This window comes from Pelagibacterium halotolerans B2 (assembly GCF_000230555.1).
In the GTDB taxonomy this organism is placed as follows: Bacteria; Pseudomonadota; Alphaproteobacteria; order Rhizobiales; family Devosiaceae; genus Pelagibacterium; species Pelagibacterium halotolerans.
Window position 1 is genome coordinate 1784374 of the sequence record NC_016078.1, and the last position, 14468, is coordinate 1798841.

Sequence of the window (14468 nt, forward strand, 5' to 3'; positions counted from 1 at the left end):
GGGTTACTCCCCCTTGTAGCTGACCTCGATACGGTCCAGTTCACCCTGTTTCATGGTATCGAGCCAGACCAGAAAGTCTGCCACGTCACGGAAGCCCGCACGTCGGGCATCCGTATCGGTAACGTCTTCGGCCCTTATCGGCGTGATAGCGCCGATCTGCAAAACACCGACCTTGGTCTTGAGCGTTCCGCCGGCCTTGACCGTCCGACGCCGCCAGCGGCGGAACTGGAGCGTGATTTCACCCGATTTTATCTTCTCGAGCACCTCGAGCTTGATGAGCATCAGTCGGTGCCGCCCGCTATGGGCGCCGCATAGGTGAAGTCCAGATCCCACGGGAAGAAAATCCAGGTGTCCTGGCTGACCTCTGTGATGAAGCTGTCGACCATCTCGCGCCCCTGCGGCTTGGCGTAAACGGTCGCGAAATGGGCGTTGGGCAGCATGTCGCGCACCGCGCGGGCCGTGGCGCCGGTATCGACGAGATCGTCGATGATGAGCAGTTTTTCGCCCGATGTGTCGGCAGCGATCAGATCGGAATTGATTGCCTTGAGCACTGAAATCTTGCCCTGGCTTTGATGGTCGTAGGATTTGACCGAGACGCTTTCGATCACCCTTATGTTGAGCTCGCGGGCGATGATCGCGGCAGGCACGAGGCCACCACGGGTAATCGCGACGATCGAATGGAAAGGCCCTTCGCTCGTCAGCCGCCAGGCAAGCGCCCGGGAATCACGGTGAAACTGATCCCAGGAGACCGGGAAGGATTTGTTCTGCGGGGTCATGCGTAAGGTTCCTTGGGCAAAACGATGTTCTTTTCGGCGTGAAGACGGTCGACAAGCGCCTGCACGTCCGCTGTGGCCCGTTCGAGCCGTTCAATATCGTGACTGCGCAAGACGAGATAGGTCATCACATGGGTATTCCCCATCTGCGGATAGGACCCGATCTTGACGTCCTCATAGCGCGATTGAATTTCCCCCAGCGGGTCGCCGACCGCGCCCTCTCCCACGGCAGCAGCCACCGTGCGGCTTTCCACCTTGCGACCACCTTCAAGCGTTGGCGCAATCGCTTCGAGCATGGCTTGCATGATCTTGGGCACGCCCGCCATCACATGCACATTGCCGATGCGGAAACCCGGAGCGGCTGAAACGGCATTGACGATCAGATCGGCCCCGACCGGAATGCGCGCCATGCGCAGCCGGGCCGGCGTCGCGGGTGTACCGCTTTCGGCCCAGCGCGCTTCGAGCATGGCGCGCGCTTGGTCATTGATCGGCAAATCGACCCCGAACGCCTTCGCTATGGCATCGGCGGTGATATCGTCATGGGTAGGCCCGATCCCGCCGGTGGTGAAAACATACCTATAGCGGGCACGCAGCGCGTTGACCGCCTCAATGATCGCGTCGGTATCGTCCGATACGATCCGCACTTCCCGCAACTCGATCCCCAGATCGGTGCAGAACTGCGCCGTGGTGGCAATATTGACGTCCTTTGTCCGTCCCGAGAGGATTTCATCTCCGATGACGATGAGACCGGCTGTAACGACAGATGAGGACATTTGGCCGCCTGAAAAAACAAGCGTCATGGATGCCCTTACCGCCCAAAAAAATCAAGCGCGACGCCAAATCCGGCACACTCCATCCCCAAACGCTTTCAATCACTCGCTTGCGGTTGGATCGATTCTCGGGCAATCGGGGTCGGGTCGGCAGGAACGCGTGGAGCCCTCAATGACCCGAGACAAGCTTTTTCTCCTCCGGCCGGACTTTGAGGACCCTGCCTATCCTGGCCAGCGGTTTTATTGCTGGCACTGTGCACTGCTCGAAGGCGTACTCGCGTCATTCCCCGCACTGGCAGAGAAGCTCGATATCGAACGCGTCGAATGGCCCAGACCGCGCCACCCGGTGATTGCAATGGTCGGCGAGGCCAACCAGTCCCTGCCGCTTCTCGTGCTCGCCAATGGCCAGACATCGGAACGCCAGTCCGGCACGTTCGAGGGCCGGGCCTTCATCAACGACAAGGACCGGATTCTGGTCGCGCTTTCGGAACGCCACGGCTTTCCCCATCCGCACCCGTGACGCAGCCTATCCATGCATTTTCCCTCTCCCCTCGTTCGCGGCACACTCATAAGGCGCTACAAGCGCTTTCTCGCCGATGTGACTCTGGAGACAGGAGAAATCCTCACCGCCCACTGCGCCAATCCCGGCGCGATGACCGGGCTGGCCATGCCGGGCCTGCCCGTCTGGCTCTCGAAATCGGACGACCCCAAGCGCAAGCTTGCCTATTCGCTCGAACTGGTCGAACTGCCCACCGGCATCGTGGGCATCAACACAGCCCACCCCAACCGCATCGTCGGTGAGGCGCTGCGTGCGCGCGCCATTCCCGAACTCGCCGCCTATGATTGCGTCCGGCCCGAGGTCAGATACGCCGAAAAAAGCCGCGTCGACTTCCTTTTGACAGGCGAAGGCCTCCCCGACTGCTATCTCGAGGTCAAGAATGTCCATCTCGTGCGCGCCGCCGGGCTGGCCGAATTTCCCGATTCGGTAACCACCCGCGGCGCCCGCCATCTGGCCGATCTGGCGCGCATGGTTGACGAGGGCCATAGGGCGATAATGCTCTATCTCGTCCAGCGCGGTGACTGCACCCAATTCACCCTCGCCGCCGATATCGACGGCGCCTATGCCAGAGCATTCGGCGATGCGCGCGCGGCGGGGGTTGAGGCATTGTGCTACGCCACCGATATAACATCTCAAGCAATCACCCTCGGCACCCCCCTTCCCATACGGGAGTGAGCCGATTACCTTGCCTCCAACAGGAGACGACAATGACCACCTATGTCGAAGCGGCGGCCAAGAAAAAGCGTATGCCCGGCGTCATCCCGCTGCACGGCGAGGAAGGTTTTGCCGGCATGCGCAAGGCTGGCGCACTGACCGCCGAAGTGCTCGATCTTATCGTGCCCATGGTCGAACCGGGCGTCCCCACCGCCAGGCTCGACCGCTTCGTTTACGAATTTGCCCGCGACAACGGCGCCACCCCGGCAACGCTCAATTACCGCGGCTACCGCTATTCCACCTGCACCTCGATCAACCACGTCGTGTGCCACGGCATGCCGGGCGACAAACCGCTGCGCGACGGCGATATCGTCAATATCGACGTCACCCTGATCGTCGATGGCTGGCATGGCGATTCGAGCCGCATGTATCCGGTGGGCGAAATCTCCCGCAAGGCCGAGAGGCTGATCGAAATCACCTATGAAAGCCTCCGGCTGGGTATCGAGGCCGCCATACCGGGCAACACCACGGGCGATATCGGCGCGGCCATCCAGCGCTATGCCGAGGGTGAACGCGCCAGCGTCGTCCGCGATTTCGTCGGCCACGGCTTGGGCCGCCTGTTCCACGACGAGCCCAACATCATGCATTTCGGCAATCCCGGAACGGGGGTCGAACTCAAGCCCGGCATGATTTTCACGATCGAGCCAATGATCAATCTCGGCCGGCCGCAGGTCAAAATCCTCAATGACGGCTGGACCGCAGTCACCCGTGACCGGACGCTTTCGGCCCAGTGCGAGCATTCGATCGGCGTCACCGAAACCGGAAACGAGGTTTTCACCCTCTCGCCACGCGGATTGTTCAATCCCCTGGAGACCCGCAACAATCCATGACGTCGAAAACGGGGGCAAGCGACACGAATGGATTGGCGGAAGCGGCACCCGATTATCACGGGCACCGCGACCGGCTGCGCGAGCGCTTTACCAAAGGCGGCGCGTCGGCGCTACAGGACTACGAGCTTCTCGAACTCCTGCTGTTCCGCATCCTGCCCCGTCGCGACACCAAGCCCATCGCCAAGGCCATGCTCAAACGCTTCGGCAGCTTTTCCGAAGCCATCGGCGCACCGCCGCACCTGCTCGAGGAGATCGACGGTCTCGGTCCAACGGCGATCACCGATCTCAAGGTCATCCTCGCCGCCGCCCAGCGCATCGGCAAGGATGCCGTCCACGACCGTCCGGTTCTTGGTTCGTGGGCCGAGGTCATCGACTACTGCAAGGCCTCGATGTCCTACGAAACCGTCGAGCAGTTCCGCATCCTGTTTCTCGACAAGAAGAACAAGCTGATCGCCGACGAAGTGCAGCAGATCGGCACCGTGGATCACACGCCGGTCTATCCGCGCGAGGTCATAAAGCGCACGCTCGAACTCTCGGCCACCGCGCTGATCCTCGTCCACAATCACCCCTCCGGTGATCCTGCCCCCTCATCGGCCGACATCCAGATGACCCGCCAGATCGCCGATATCGCCAAGCCGCTCGGCATCACGGTGCACGACCATATCATCGTGGGCAAATCCACCCACACCTCGCTGCGCGGCATGAAGCTGTTTTAAATTTCGTTGCTTATTGCGGTTTTCGGATTCGGCGAATCAACTGGACCCAGGAACGCAATCAGGTCCTGGCGCTGTGTACGCGTCCGCCAAAGCGCGCACGAAGCTTGCGATACATATCGAAAAGCTCTGGATGATTCTTGATTGCGCCCTTGGCCCTTTCGCCAACCGCCAGTCCTGCCGCTGCGACGCGTCCGATGGGCGTCAGTGCGTGAGCGAACGCCATAAGCGGCTGTTTTTCATTGCACCAGAGGCGTTTCTCGTCGCTTTCGCCCTTGCCCATATCGATGAACCCATAGCCGCCGTCAAAACTTGCCTCCATCGCACGAAGCAGATTTTGCTTGCCCGGCGAGCCGAACTGCATCTCCGGGGACGGATGCATGGAGGTGATGAGTGAATAAAGCCCTCCGCCCGCTTCGATGTTGTAGCGAACGGCGATCACTTCACCGTCGAGGCGCAGCACATGCAGAATACCGCCCGCGCCCTGCATCGCGCGCTTGTAGAATCCCTTGATCGGGCCGTACCGGAACGGGTCGCGGATGCCTTGAACTTTGAAACGCTCGGCCCTGTGGGCAAACATCGTGTCGATGATGCCATCTGCCTCCGCGCCGGCTGCAACGACTTCAAAACCGATTTCTCCCTGCCCTGCCAGCTTGCTGCCCTGCTGACGATCGACCTTGCGGCGGCGCTTGTCGCGGCGCTCGGCATCGCACGACGCCCAATCGCCATAGCGCGAAATATGTACGCCATCGGAAAGCATTCGACCGCCGAACGCCGCGCTCAGCCCGCTCGCCTGAGCAAACGCGGCCGGGATATCGGGCAGGTGAACGAGATCGCAGCGGGCAAGCAGCGCAAACCCCTGCCGCCACAGGCGCGCCTGTTCACCGTCCGAAACAGTCCCCCACCGTTCAAGATCGATGAGCGGTGCATACGATCCCAGATGATCGCCGGTGAACCAGGTCGCTACGCGCAGCCCATAGGCCCGCCTTCGCACCAGCGGCAGCAATGCGACAGGCGCGCCAGCCATCTCGATGACGATAAATGCGCAATCGGCGGCCGCAATTTCACCTGCCTCGATCCATGCGCTGACCAGCCCGTATTTCTGCGAAGCCAGTGTGCAGTTGGGCCCTTCAAGCCGCCGCCAGGCATCGCTCACGTCTTCGATCCGCTGGTACACGCTGACAGATGCCTTTGCCGAGACCCACTCCGGCTCAGGGTCCGCCATGGCAGAAAGTGCCGACATTGCTGCTGATCCCCCAATTGATCCGGCAAGGACCTTGGACCCAAGGGGTAAACTCGCGGTTTCGTGATCGCGTCGTGTTGCGCGAAATCGGACCACGGACAAATTTGTCTGGGGCTATGGTTAAGCGATTTCTAGCCGAACCTGTTCAGCACTTCGAAATTGGCCTGCATCCAGAACGCCAGACGGGTGAAATTGCCGGTCAGGAACAAAATGCCGACAACCACCAGCAGCGCTCCCATAACCTTCTCGACAGTCCCCAAATGCTTCTTGAAGCCTTCAAAAAATGAAAGGAACGGTCCCAGGGCAAGCGCTGCGAGAATGAAGGGTACGCCCAGCCCGGCTGAATAGACGGCAAGCAGGGAAGCGCCTTCCCAGGCCGTCTGCTGGTTCGCCGCCACGGTCAGGATGGCCGCCAGCATCGGGCCGATGCACGGCGTCCAGCCAATGGCAAAGGCCAGACCCAGCAGAAATCCGCCCAGCGGCCCGCTGGCCATTTTCGGCCCTTCGAAGCGAAACTGGCGGTAGAGCCAGGAAATCCGCAACAGTCCGAGAAAATGCAGCCCCATTATGATGATGACCACGCCGGCCAGCGGCATCAGGACCGGAAGCGCGCGGCGCAGCGCTTGCCCGAAAAAGGTCGCCGTCGCTCCGAATGCGATGAAGATCAGCGAAAACCCGAGGACGAAGGCCAGCGCCGTCACCAGTGTCCGGCCATAAAGCCGCCCGCCCGCGACTCCCTCCTCGCGCAAACGCTCGAACGTCGCGCCCGACATATATGTGAGATAGGCCGGCACCAGCGGCAACACGCAGGGACTGAGAAAACTCAGGATCCCGGCCCCGAAAACTGCTGGCAATTCGAATCCGAACATTTCCGCTCCCGAAAACCGATGCGGGACTTGTAACGGTGTGCGTATGGGGCGCAATGGCTTGTTTTGTCTCATCGCAACGTTTTGATGATCGGTGGCGGCCGAAGGTATTTACGGCTAGCTTACCTTGCGGCCCGGAGGGATTGGTATGCGCACCATCGTCTTGACGACCATTGCCATGCTGGCCTTCGCCGCCAATTCCGTCCTCGCACGTCTGGCGCTCGCTGACGGTGCAATCGATGCGGCAAGCTACACCGGAATCCGGCTGATCGCCGGAGCCGTACTGCTTTATGGGCTGCTGATCTGGGGTCCACACGCAGGCGCCGCCCGCAGAATAGGCGGAAGCTGGCCGGGTGCCGCCGCGCTTTTTGGCTACGCAATCTTCTTTTCGGTCGCCTATCTGATGCTCGGTGCCGGCCTCGGAGCGCTGATCCTGTTCACCAGCGTGCAGATGAGCATGCTCGGATGGGCGGTATTCAGAGGCGACCGACCGGGCACAATCGAATGGATCGGCATCGCACTTGCAATTGCCTCGCTCGCATATCTCGTCTCGCCGGGCCTGGCGGCGCCCCATCCGCTCGGCACAGTGCTTATGGCACTGGCCGGAATGTCTTGGGCCGCCTATTCATTGATCGGACGCGGATCGAAGTCAGCACTGGCCGACACCGCGGGCAATTTCGTGCGATGCTTGCCCGTTGCGATTATTCTCGCGGGCCTGGGGCTCCTGACAGCCCCCGTCACATACCTTGGCGTCGCCTATGCAATCGCCTCGGGCGCCATTGCTTCCGGGCTCGGCTACGCTGTCTGGTATATGGCGCTGCCGTCTCTCTCACGCGTTCAGGCCTCGACAGTACAACTGACAGTTCCGGCAATTGCTGCCGCTGGCGGTGCGTTCATCATCGGGGAAATGTTCACGCTGCGGCTCGCGCTCGCTGCGATCGGCATTCTCGGCGGCGTGGCCATCGCGCTATTGGCCGCCGAACGGCGCAGGCGGTGAGCAAACAGGCAGATCAGACCTTTTGGGACTATGATTCCTGCCCTCGCCATACTAACAAGCCCGCCAACACACCATCATCCGGGGTTCGCCGTGACCAGCCATCCCATCAAGATCGCCCCCTCCATCCTTTCTGCCGATTTCGCCCGGTTGGGAGACGAAGTCCGCGCCATCGATCAGGCGGGCTGCGACTGGGTGCATGTGGATGTAATGGACGGCCATTTCGTCCCCAACATTTCCATTGGCCCGCTGATCGTCGAGGCCATCCGCCCGGTGACCGATAAGGTTCTCGACGTGCACCTGATGATTGCCCCCGTCGATCCCTATATCGAAGCCTTCGCCAGGGCGGGCGCCGATATCATCACCATTCACGCCGAAGCCGGCCCCCATCTCGACCGCTCGCTCCAGGCCATCAAGGCGCTGGGCAAAAAGGCAGGTGTGGCGCTCAATCCGGCAACCCCCGTTTCCGCTATCCAGCACGTCATCGATAAGCTCGACCTTATATTGATAATGAGCGTCAATCCTGGCTTTGGCGGTCAGGCCTTCATCCCCCAGGCCATTGCCAAGGTCGAACAGGCAAAAGCCCTGATCGGCGACCGCGCAATCGAGATCGAGGTCGATGGCGGCGTCGACCCATCCAATTCCGGCGCGCTTGCAAAAGCCGGCGCGACCGCGCTGGTCGCGGGCTCCGCAGTTTACAAGGGCAATGACGCCGCCACCTACGCTCCCCGCATCAAGGCCATCCGCGACGCCGCGATGGCCCGATAATCTGAATCAATCTTTGAACGACGGACCCTAAGCCCATGATCCCGCGCTATTCCCGCCAACAGATGGTCGACATCTGGTCACCCGAGACCAAGTTCAAGATCTGGTTCGAAATCGAAGCGCACGCCACAACCGCGCAGGCCAAACTGGGCGTCGTGCCGCAGGCGTCCGCCGACGAAATCTGGGCCAAGGGCAAGGACGCCAAATTCGACGTCGAGCGCATCGACGAGATCGAACGTGAGGTCAAGCACGACGTCATCGCCTTCCTCACCCATCTTGCCGAAATCGTCGGCCCCGAGGCCCGCTTCGTCCATCAGGGCATGACCTCGTCCGACGTGCTCGACACCACGCTGTCGGTCCAGCTCGCCCGCGCCGCCGATCTCTTGCTCGCCGATCTCGACGCCCTGCTCGCCGCGCTTAAAAAGCGTGCCTACGAGCACAAGAACACCATCACCATCGGCCGCAGCCACGGCATTCATGCCGAGCCGACCACCTTCGGGGTAAAGCTGGCGCAGGCCTATGCGGAATTTTCCCGTTGCCGCGAGCGTCTGGTCAACGCGCGCGCGGAAATCGCCACCTGCGCGATCTCGGGCGCCGTCGGCAGCTTCGCCAATATCGATCCGTCTGTTGAAGAATATGTCGCCGCGCAGATGGGCCTTGCCGTCGAACCGGTCTCGACCCAGGTCATCCCGCGCGACCGTCACGCCATGTATTTCGCCACCCTCGGCGTCATCGCCTCGTCCATCGAGCGCCTGGCCACTGAAATCCGTCACCTTCAGCGCACCGAAGTGCTCGAAGCCGAGGAGTTCTTCTCCAAGGGTCAGAAGGGCTCGTCGGCCATGCCGCACAAGCGCAACCCGGTGCTGACCGAAAACCTCACAGGCCTCGCCCGCCTCGTGCGCGGCATGGTCACCCCGGCGCTCGAAAACGTGGCGCTCTGGCATGAGCGCGACATTTCGCACTCTTCGGTCGAACGCATGATCGGCCCGGACGCGACAGTGACCCTCGATTTCGCCCTGGCGCGCTTGACCGGCGTCATCGAAAATCTCGTGGTCTATCCCGAGAACATGAAGGCCAACATGGACAAGCTTGGTGGCCTCCACAATTCCCAGCGCTTCCTGCTCGCCCTGACGCAGGCCGGTATGAGCCGCGAGGAAAGCTATTCCGCCGTCCAGCGCAACGCCATGAAGGTCTGGCGCGGAGAAGGCAAATTTCCCGATTTTTTGAAGGCCGATCCCGACGTTTCGGCAAAGCTGTCCGACGAGCAGATCGATGCGAGCTTTGATGACGCCTATCACCTCAAGCATGTGGACACGATCTTTAAGCGCGTCTTCGGCGAGTAGCATCCTAGCGATAGTCTCTCCAGGTCCGAGGGCTTTCCTTCGGTTCCAACCCGATATCCACCCGCAGCGAGTCGGGCACCTCCTGTGCCCGACCGCGCCCGGGTCGCCTGACGAATGCCAGGGCGGCCGTCAGAAAATCGACCACCGTTCCGACCCGCGAGCCAGTCGCTGAACCCCTGCGTTCCAATCTCCATTCAGTCATATTTCCGCTCTCCGTTGGAATGAGAACATAACAGAAACATCCTGACAGTTCTTGTCAGTAGGCTCCCGCGTCTGGCCAGTTCGCCATCTCCGGTCCGGCCTCTCGCGCCCCCTTGCGCTGCCGGCCGAAATCCACCAAGTAATCGTGTTATGAAAACCGCAGACGCCGACATCCTCATCGTTCCCGGGCTGGGTCATTCCGGCCCCGGCCACTGGCAGCACCGCTGGGTCGAAAAGATCCGCAACGCCAAATTCGTCGAGCAGGACGAATGGGATTCGCCCACGCTCGCCGGCTGGCTCGAAACACTCGAACGCGAAATCAGAATGGCCACGCGGCCCGTCGTGCTGGTCGGCCATTCGCTCGGCGTCCAAACCATCGTCGCCGCCAGCCAGACCCAGGCCGACACAAAGGTGAAGGCCGCGTTTCTCGTCGCGCCGCCCGATGTGGACGAGCATCCCGACGTTCCCGCCGCCACCTCCCCCTTCCGGGGACTTTCCTCCGATCCCCTGCGCTTTCCATCGATGCTGGTCGCGTCCTCGAACGATCCCTATTGCAGCGTGGAGCGCGCCGCCGAATTTGCCGCCTGCTGGGGCTCCGATTTCCACGTCGCCGGCGATGTCGGCCACATCAACATCGAATCCGGCCATGGCCCATGGCCCGAAGGGCTGTTGATGTTCACGCGGTTGATGAGCCGGATATAGCCGCAGCAGTGAGCGGTTGGGTCAGGGCGAGTCGAAAAGGGCGATCTTCGCGAACCGGAGCGGAGCGTACTTGAAAGTACGCGAGCACCGGAAGTGCAGGAGATTGCGTTTTGCAGACCGCCATCACTCAACTGGCGCTCTCTCGGTCATGATCGTATCGATCAACCCCCATTCCTTACCCTCCTGCGGCGTCATGAAACGGTCGCGATCGAGGGTCTTTTCGACCTCCTCATAGCTGCGCCCGCAATGTTTGGCGTAGAGCTCTATCATCCGCTTCTTGGTGCGCTGCATTTCATCGGAATGGATCAGCATGTCGCTCGCCTGCCCCTGAAAGCCGCCGAGAGGCTGGTGAACATGCAGGCTGGCATTGGGCAACGCGGCCCGAAAACCGGCTTCCCCGCCCATCAGGAGAAACGAGCCCATCGACCGGGCCGTGCCCATGCACAGCGTATGCACCGGCGAGCGGATGAACTGCATTGTGTCATACATGGCCAGCCCGCTGGTCACCACGCCGCCATAGGAATTGATGTACATCTGGATCGGCTTTTTCGAATTTTCGCCCTCCAGAAACAGAAGCTGCGCGCACACCAGCGAGGCCATCGCATCGTTGATCTCGCCATTGACGAAAACGATCCGCTCACGCAGCAGGCGCGAATAGATATCAAACGATCGTTCCCCGCGTTGGGACTGCTCGACCACCATGGGGACGAGTTGCATCGTGTCGCGCATGGGCGACCTCCATTGCTTGGATAGAGATAGGGACTTGGACGGTGGGTTTAGGCGGCCAGCATCATCGTCTCGCCATTGGCGTTGGCGGCGGCCGGCACCTCCGCCACGAGGCGCTGAATGATTTCGAGCCGCGTGCCTCCGGCGCCATCGGCGGCAATCTGGAAGGTCACCACACTTTCCTCATGCGGCGGCAGGCTGTCGCGCATGTGATAGCTCACGGCGCTCCCCTCCTCGACCGCCACCGGCTCGTCCTGCGCCAGATCGGCGCCCGGCAGCCAGCGCTCGCGATACTGAGCGATGGACACGGCCCGCCAGACCTTTTCGGGCGGCGCATCGAAGGAAAATTCCATCTCGATCGTCTCGCTCATTGGTCCATCTCCCTCAAAACCTCATCAAGATCGGCCATCCGACTGGGCCAATAGACCTGGTAGCGCCTCAACCAGTTTCCGATCCGCCCGATACCGGCCGGATCGACTTCGTAATTGACGAACCGGCCCTCCCGCTCCTGACGCACCAGTCCCGCGCCAACCAGCACCCCCAAATGCTGGCTCATCGCCGGCTGGCTGATGCCAAACCCTTCGCGCAAGCCGCTCGCATTGCTCGGCCCGCTGGCCAGTCGTTCAAAAATCGCGCGCCGTGTGGGATCGGCCAGCGCCCTGAAAAGAGAATCATCATCCATGCCAACAAATAAGCACACACTTATCTGTTGTGCAACAAAAAACCCCGCGTCGATCACACGCGGGGGGGCAGATTGGATCGGGTCAAATCCTAGAACCATTCAGGATTTGATTGAATCAAATCCTTGGCTCTAAGCCTTTGTTTTGTCGCGTGTCCGAACCGCAAAACCGTTTCCACTTTTGCTGGACACGCGCTAGCTCAGCCGTTCCAGCTTCCGCTTCTTGATGAGATTCTTGTAGTCCCACTGCGTCTTGCGCGATTCCTCGAGCCACTGCATCAGCAGATCGTCATCCACCTGCCCGGCCTCGGTGAAGCGGGCTTCGGCAGCTTTGAAAGTTCCTTCCGGCGCCAGCCCCGGCGTCGCAAAGGATTGCCCACTCCAGAACAACAGCCGCACACAATGCTTGAGCTTGCTGTATCCAACGATCGGATTGCCATCCAGAAACCATACCGGATGAGCGTGCCAGATCTTGCTCTCGGCCTCCGGCAACGTCCGGTCGATGACGGCGCGCAGCCGGTCGCAGATCGCGCGGTCCTCATCGGCCAGGACCGCGTGATAGGCAGCGATGCTTTCGTGTTTGATGCCTTTCATGCCACCCGCCATTCGCGCCCGGGAATTAAGCTTCCGCCAGCACCTCGCTCCGCGCCTTGATATCGAACTCGGCGACCTTGGCCTCGATGGTCTTTTCATCGATATCCACGTTCCGGGCGTCGAAATCGGCCTTGATCTTGCGCACCACATCGGCGGGGCCGGCCTGTGTCATGTCGGCGGCAATAACTTCGGCGACGTAATTGGCGATCGCATCGGCTTCGGTCACGCCCATTTCGTTGCTTGCCCAGTGGGCCAGATGCTTGTTGCGGCGCGCCTCGGCCTTGAACCGCAGCGATGCATCATGGGCAAATTTGGCTTCCTCGCCTCTTTCGCGTTCCTCGAATGAAGACATGTCTCAATCCCTCGGCCTTGTTTGGTTCCGGTGCGCGCACCGCGCGGTTTCAGATTTCAGATAGGCGGTATGGCCAGTGAAATCAACTTGCTGCGCGGCCGGATGGCACCTGCATAAACCCTTATAGCAGATTTTCCGCAACAGCCGGCGGAATCGCGGTATGAAGACCCCGGATCGCCTTCCCCCGCCCATTAAAGGGCTTGCATTGGCGACCCAAAAAGGCGCATGAGTGCGCGCAAATTCCGACCCGCTTTTCGCATGCACTATAACGGGACACCGTGAAATGAACCGTCGTCGCAAAATCTATGAAGGCAAGGCCAAGGTGCTCTATGAGGGCCCCGAGCCCGGCACGCTGATCCAGCACTTCAAGGACGACGCCACCGCCGGCAATGGCGCCAAGCACGAGATCATCGACGGCAAGGGCGTGCTCAACAACCGCATTTCCGAATACATTTTCACCAAGCTCAACACGCTCGGCATTCCCACCCATTTCGTGCGCCGCATCAACATGCGCGAACAGTTGATCCGCGAAGTCGAGATCATCCCCATCGAAGTGGTCGTGCGCAATGTCGCCGCGGGATCGCTGTGCAAGCGTCTGGGCCTTGAATCGGGCACCCAGCTTCCCCGCTCGATCATCGAATTCTATTACAAGGACGACGCGCTGGGCGACCCCATGGTCTCCGAAGAGCACATCACCGCTTTCGGCTGGGCCAATCCCCAGGAGCTCGACGACATCATGGCGCTTGCCGTGCGCGTTAACGATTTCCTGACCGGCCTGTTTATGGGCGTCGGCATCCAGCTCGTCGATTTCAAGATCGAGTGCGGCCGGCTCTATGAGGGCGACCTGATGCGCATCGTGCTCGCCGACGAAATCTCGCCCGACAATTGCCGGCTCTGGGACATCAAGACCCGTAACAAGCTCGACAAGGACCGCTTCCGCGAAGACCTCGGCGGGCTCGTCGATGCCTATCGCGAAGTCGCCCAGCGTCTGGGCATTCTCGTTGAAGCCGATAACGCACTGACCACGGGCCCCCGGCTCGTTCAGTAATCGCATCTCTCCGCCCAACCCGAAAAGGCCAAACGGATCGTCATGAAAGCCCGAGTCATCGTCACTTTGAAAGCAGGTGTGCTGGACCCCCAGGGTCAGGCCATCGAAGGTTCACTCGAAGGTCTCGGCTTTGCCGGCGTCGAGTCCGTCCGGCAAGGCAAAGTATTCGACCTGGAACTTTCGGCCACCGACCCCGTTAATGCCAAAACGGAAATCGAGAGGATGTGCGAAAAGCTTCTCGCCAACACCGTGATCGAAAATTACGCAGTAGAGATCATCGGTTAACCTCTCCCATTTAATTTAAACTTTGCGCAGTTTGTCGCGTCCGCGCGCCATGGAGTATGCCTGAAATGTTGAAGACCGTGTCCCTTTCCGCTCTGTTCTTTCTTGCCATCGGGGTGATGGTTGCCGCCTACGGCACTGTCCCTGTGGTTTAAATAACGCCCCGGTTGCCGCCTCCAGGCGCATGAAAAACCCGAAAAAGCCGGAGCACCGCTCCGGCTTTTTCGCATTCTTAACCACGCTTTCATTTGTAATCATTGGTGAAAGGCACCTTTTAGTCCGCTGCCCTATCATGGCCCCGAATTTTGCTTGGG

Annotated in this window: 20 protein-coding genes; 10 read left to right on the top strand and 10 right to left on the bottom strand. The window is 60.7% G+C overall.

Annotated elements, in window-relative coordinates; translation table 11 throughout:
* Positions 1–3: 3 nt before the first annotated feature.
* The 3 genes from KKY_RS08725 to KKY_RS08735 are packed head-to-tail and all read right to left on the bottom strand — an operon-like array spanning position 4 to position 1546.
* Complete coding sequence (locus tag KKY_RS08725) at positions 4–282, bottom strand: ASCH domain-containing protein (protein ID WP_014130960.1); 279 nt, start codon at positions 280–282, stop codon at positions 4–6.
* Positions 282–776: a xanthine phosphoribosyltransferase gene (gene gpt / locus KKY_RS08730; RefSeq protein WP_014130961.1), complete on the bottom strand. Its 495-nt coding sequence runs from the start codon at positions 774–776 to the stop codon at positions 282–284. Before gpt ends, KKY_RS08725 begins: the two co-directional genes overlap by 1 nt.
* The gene (locus KKY_RS08735) at positions 773–1546 is read right to left on the bottom strand and encodes a competence/damage-inducible protein A (RefSeq protein WP_139305021.1); all 774 of its coding nucleotides are present in this window, start codon (positions 1544–1546) and stop codon (positions 773–775) included. The genes gpt and KKY_RS08735 overlap by 4 nt, the downstream gene beginning before the upstream one ends.
* 169 nt (positions 1547–1715) lie before the next feature.
* Between KKY_RS08735 and KKY_RS08740 the strand changes: the two genes are divergently transcribed.
* From KKY_RS08740 to radC, 4 genes are read left to right on the top strand one after another with little or no spacing between them, the layout of a single operon-like run.
* Positions 1716–2063 (top strand): DUF3088 domain-containing protein, encoded by a 348-nt coding sequence (locus tag KKY_RS08740; protein WP_014130963.1) that lies wholly within the window; start codon positions 1716–1718, stop codon positions 2061–2063.
* Positions 2064–2075: 12 nt separating this feature from the next.
* Complete coding sequence (gene sfsA, locus KKY_RS08745) at positions 2076–2777, top strand: DNA/RNA nuclease SfsA (protein WP_014130964.1); 702 nt, start codon at positions 2076–2078, stop codon at positions 2775–2777.
* 32 nt (positions 2778–2809) lie between these two features.
* Entirely contained in the window at positions 2810–3646 is an 837-nt protein-coding gene (gene map, locus KKY_RS08750) for a type I methionyl aminopeptidase (RefSeq protein ID WP_014130965.1), read from the top strand.
* The gene (gene radC, locus KKY_RS08755; protein WP_041528664.1) at positions 3643–4362 is read left to right on the top strand and encodes a RadC family protein; all 720 of its coding nucleotides are present in this window, start codon (positions 3643–3645) and stop codon (positions 4360–4362) included. The genes map and radC overlap by 4 nt, the downstream gene beginning before the upstream one ends.
* 58 nt (positions 4363–4420) lie before the next feature.
* Here the strand turns inward: radC and KKY_RS08760 are convergent, their stop codons facing one another.
* Positions 4421–5602: a GNAT family N-acetyltransferase gene (locus KKY_RS08760; RefSeq protein WP_041528665.1), complete on the bottom strand. Its 1182-nt coding sequence runs from the start codon at positions 5600–5602 to the stop codon at positions 4421–4423.
* Positions 5603–5733: 131 nt separating this feature from the next.
* Positions 5734–6471, bottom strand: coding sequence for a cytochrome c biogenesis CcdA family protein (locus tag KKY_RS08765; protein ID WP_014130968.1), 738 nt, complete (start codon positions 6469–6471; stop codon positions 5734–5736).
* Between the two features lie 145 nt (positions 6472–6616).
* Between KKY_RS08765 and KKY_RS08770 the strand changes: the two genes are divergently transcribed.
* The 4 genes from KKY_RS08770 to KKY_RS08785 all read left to right on the top strand — a co-directional run bounded on the left by KKY_RS08770 (position 6617) and on the right by KKY_RS08785 (position 10473).
* Entirely contained in the window at positions 6617–7465 is an 849-nt protein-coding gene (locus KKY_RS08770; RefSeq protein ID WP_014130969.1) for a DMT family transporter, read from the top strand.
* A gap of 90 nt (positions 7466–7555) precedes the next feature.
* A complete protein-coding gene (rpe, locus tag KKY_RS08775; protein WP_014130970.1) occupies positions 7556–8230 on the top strand; it encodes a ribulose-phosphate 3-epimerase in 675 nt (224 codons plus the stop codon).
* 35 nt (positions 8231–8265) lie between these two features.
* Positions 8266–9570: an adenylosuccinate lyase gene (purB, locus tag KKY_RS08780; protein ID WP_014130971.1), complete on the top strand. Its 1305-nt coding sequence runs from the start codon at positions 8266–8268 to the stop codon at positions 9568–9570.
* Between the two features lie 351 nt (positions 9571–9921).
* Complete coding sequence (locus KKY_RS08785; protein WP_014130972.1) at positions 9922–10473, top strand: RBBP9/YdeN family alpha/beta hydrolase; 552 nt, start codon at positions 9922–9924, stop codon at positions 10471–10473.
* A 123-nt stretch (positions 10474–10596) separates the two neighbouring features.
* Here KKY_RS08785 and KKY_RS08790 read toward each other — a convergent pair whose 3' ends face one another.
* From KKY_RS08790 to KKY_RS08810, 5 genes are all read right to left on the bottom strand, one after another.
* Positions 10597–11202, bottom strand: coding sequence for an ATP-dependent Clp protease proteolytic subunit (locus KKY_RS08790; RefSeq protein ID WP_014130973.1), 606 nt, complete (start codon positions 11200–11202; stop codon positions 10597–10599).
* 47 nt (positions 11203–11249) lie between these two features.
* A complete protein-coding gene (locus KKY_RS08795; RefSeq protein ID WP_014130974.1) occupies positions 11250–11570 on the bottom strand; it encodes an SRPBCC family protein in 321 nt (106 codons plus the stop codon).
* Positions 11567–11881: an ArsR/SmtB family transcription factor gene (locus KKY_RS08800; protein WP_014130975.1), complete on the bottom strand. Its 315-nt coding sequence runs from the start codon at positions 11879–11881 to the stop codon at positions 11567–11569. Before KKY_RS08800 ends, KKY_RS08795 begins: the two co-directional genes overlap by 4 nt.
* Positions 11882–12073: 192 nt before the next feature.
* Positions 12074–12484 carry a DUF1801 domain-containing protein gene (locus KKY_RS08805; protein WP_014130976.1) on the bottom strand — a complete coding sequence of 137 codons (411 nt, stop codon included), beginning with the start codon at positions 12482–12484 and terminating at the stop codon, positions 12074–12076.
* 13 nt (positions 12485–12497) lie between these two features.
* Positions 12498–12824 carry a DUF1476 domain-containing protein gene (locus tag KKY_RS08810; protein ID WP_014130977.1) on the bottom strand — a complete coding sequence of 109 codons (327 nt, stop codon included), beginning with the start codon at positions 12822–12824 and terminating at the stop codon, positions 12498–12500.
* A 283-nt stretch (positions 12825–13107) separates the two neighbouring features.
* Here KKY_RS08810 and purC point away from each other — a divergent pair, with 283 nt between their 5' ends.
* Together purC and purS are read left to right on the top strand one after the other, a co-directional pair.
* Positions 13108–13872, top strand: a complete 765-nt coding sequence (gene purC, locus KKY_RS08815) for a phosphoribosylaminoimidazolesuccinocarboxamide synthase (protein ID WP_014130978.1) — start codon at positions 13108–13110, stop codon at positions 13870–13872.
* Positions 13873–13914: 42 nt separating this feature from the next.
* A complete protein-coding gene (gene purS / locus KKY_RS08820; protein ID WP_014130979.1) occupies positions 13915–14157 on the top strand; it encodes a phosphoribosylformylglycinamidine synthase subunit PurS in 243 nt (80 codons plus the stop codon).
* Positions 14158–14468: the final 311 nt, after the last annotated feature.

Coding starts and splice junctions, on each gene's coding strand:
- KKY_RS08725 (WP_014130960.1), bottom strand. CDS start 282: ATGCTCATCAAGCTCGAGGTGCTCGAGAAGATAAAATCGGGTGAAATC.
- gpt (WP_014130961.1), bottom strand. CDS start 776: ATGACCCCGCAGAACAAATCCTTCCCGGTCTCCTGGGATCAGTTTCAC.
- KKY_RS08735 (WP_139305021.1), bottom strand. CDS start 1,546: ATGTCCTCATCTGTCGTTACAGCCGGTCTCATCGTCATCGGAGATGAA.
- KKY_RS08740 (WP_014130963.1), top strand. CDS start 1,716: ATGACCCGAGACAAGCTTTTTCTCCTCCGGCCGGACTTTGAGGACCCT.
- sfsA (WP_014130964.1), top strand. CDS start 2,076: ATGCATTTTCCCTCTCCCCTCGTTCGCGGCACACTCATAAGGCGCTAC.
- map (WP_014130965.1), top strand. CDS start 2,810: ATGACCACCTATGTCGAAGCGGCGGCCAAGAAAAAGCGTATGCCCGGC.
- radC (WP_041528664.1), top strand. CDS start 3,643: ATGACGTCGAAAACGGGGGCAAGCGACACGAATGGATTGGCGGAAGCG.
- KKY_RS08760 (WP_041528665.1), bottom strand. CDS start 5,602: ATGTCGGCACTTTCTGCCATGGCGGACCCTGAGCCGGAGTGGGTCTCG.
- KKY_RS08765 (WP_014130968.1), bottom strand. CDS start 6,471: ATGTTCGGATTCGAATTGCCAGCAGTTTTCGGGGCCGGGATCCTGAGT.
- KKY_RS08770 (WP_014130969.1), top strand. CDS start 6,617: ATGCGCACCATCGTCTTGACGACCATTGCCATGCTGGCCTTCGCCGCC.
- purB (WP_014130971.1), top strand. CDS start 8,266: ATGATCCCGCGCTATTCCCGCCAACAGATGGTCGACATCTGGTCACCC.
- KKY_RS08785 (WP_014130972.1), top strand. CDS start 9,922: ATGAAAACCGCAGACGCCGACATCCTCATCGTTCCCGGGCTGGGTCAT.
- KKY_RS08790 (WP_014130973.1), bottom strand. CDS start 11,202: ATGCGCGACACGATGCAACTCGTCCCCATGGTGGTCGAGCAGTCCCAA.
- KKY_RS08795 (WP_014130974.1), bottom strand. CDS start 11,570: ATGAGCGAGACGATCGAGATGGAATTTTCCTTCGATGCGCCGCCCGAA.
- KKY_RS08800 (WP_014130975.1), bottom strand. CDS start 11,881: ATGGATGATGATTCTCTTTTCAGGGCGCTGGCCGATCCCACACGGCGC.
- KKY_RS08805 (WP_014130976.1), bottom strand. CDS start 12,484: ATGGCGGGTGGCATGAAAGGCATCAAACACGAAAGCATCGCTGCCTAT.
- KKY_RS08810 (WP_014130977.1), bottom strand. CDS start 12,824: ATGTCTTCATTCGAGGAACGCGAAAGAGGCGAGGAAGCCAAATTTGCC.
- purC (WP_014130978.1), top strand. CDS start 13,108: ATGAACCGTCGTCGCAAAATCTATGAAGGCAAGGCCAAGGTGCTCTAT.
- purS (WP_014130979.1), top strand. CDS start 13,915: ATGAAAGCCCGAGTCATCGTCACTTTGAAAGCAGGTGTGCTGGACCCC.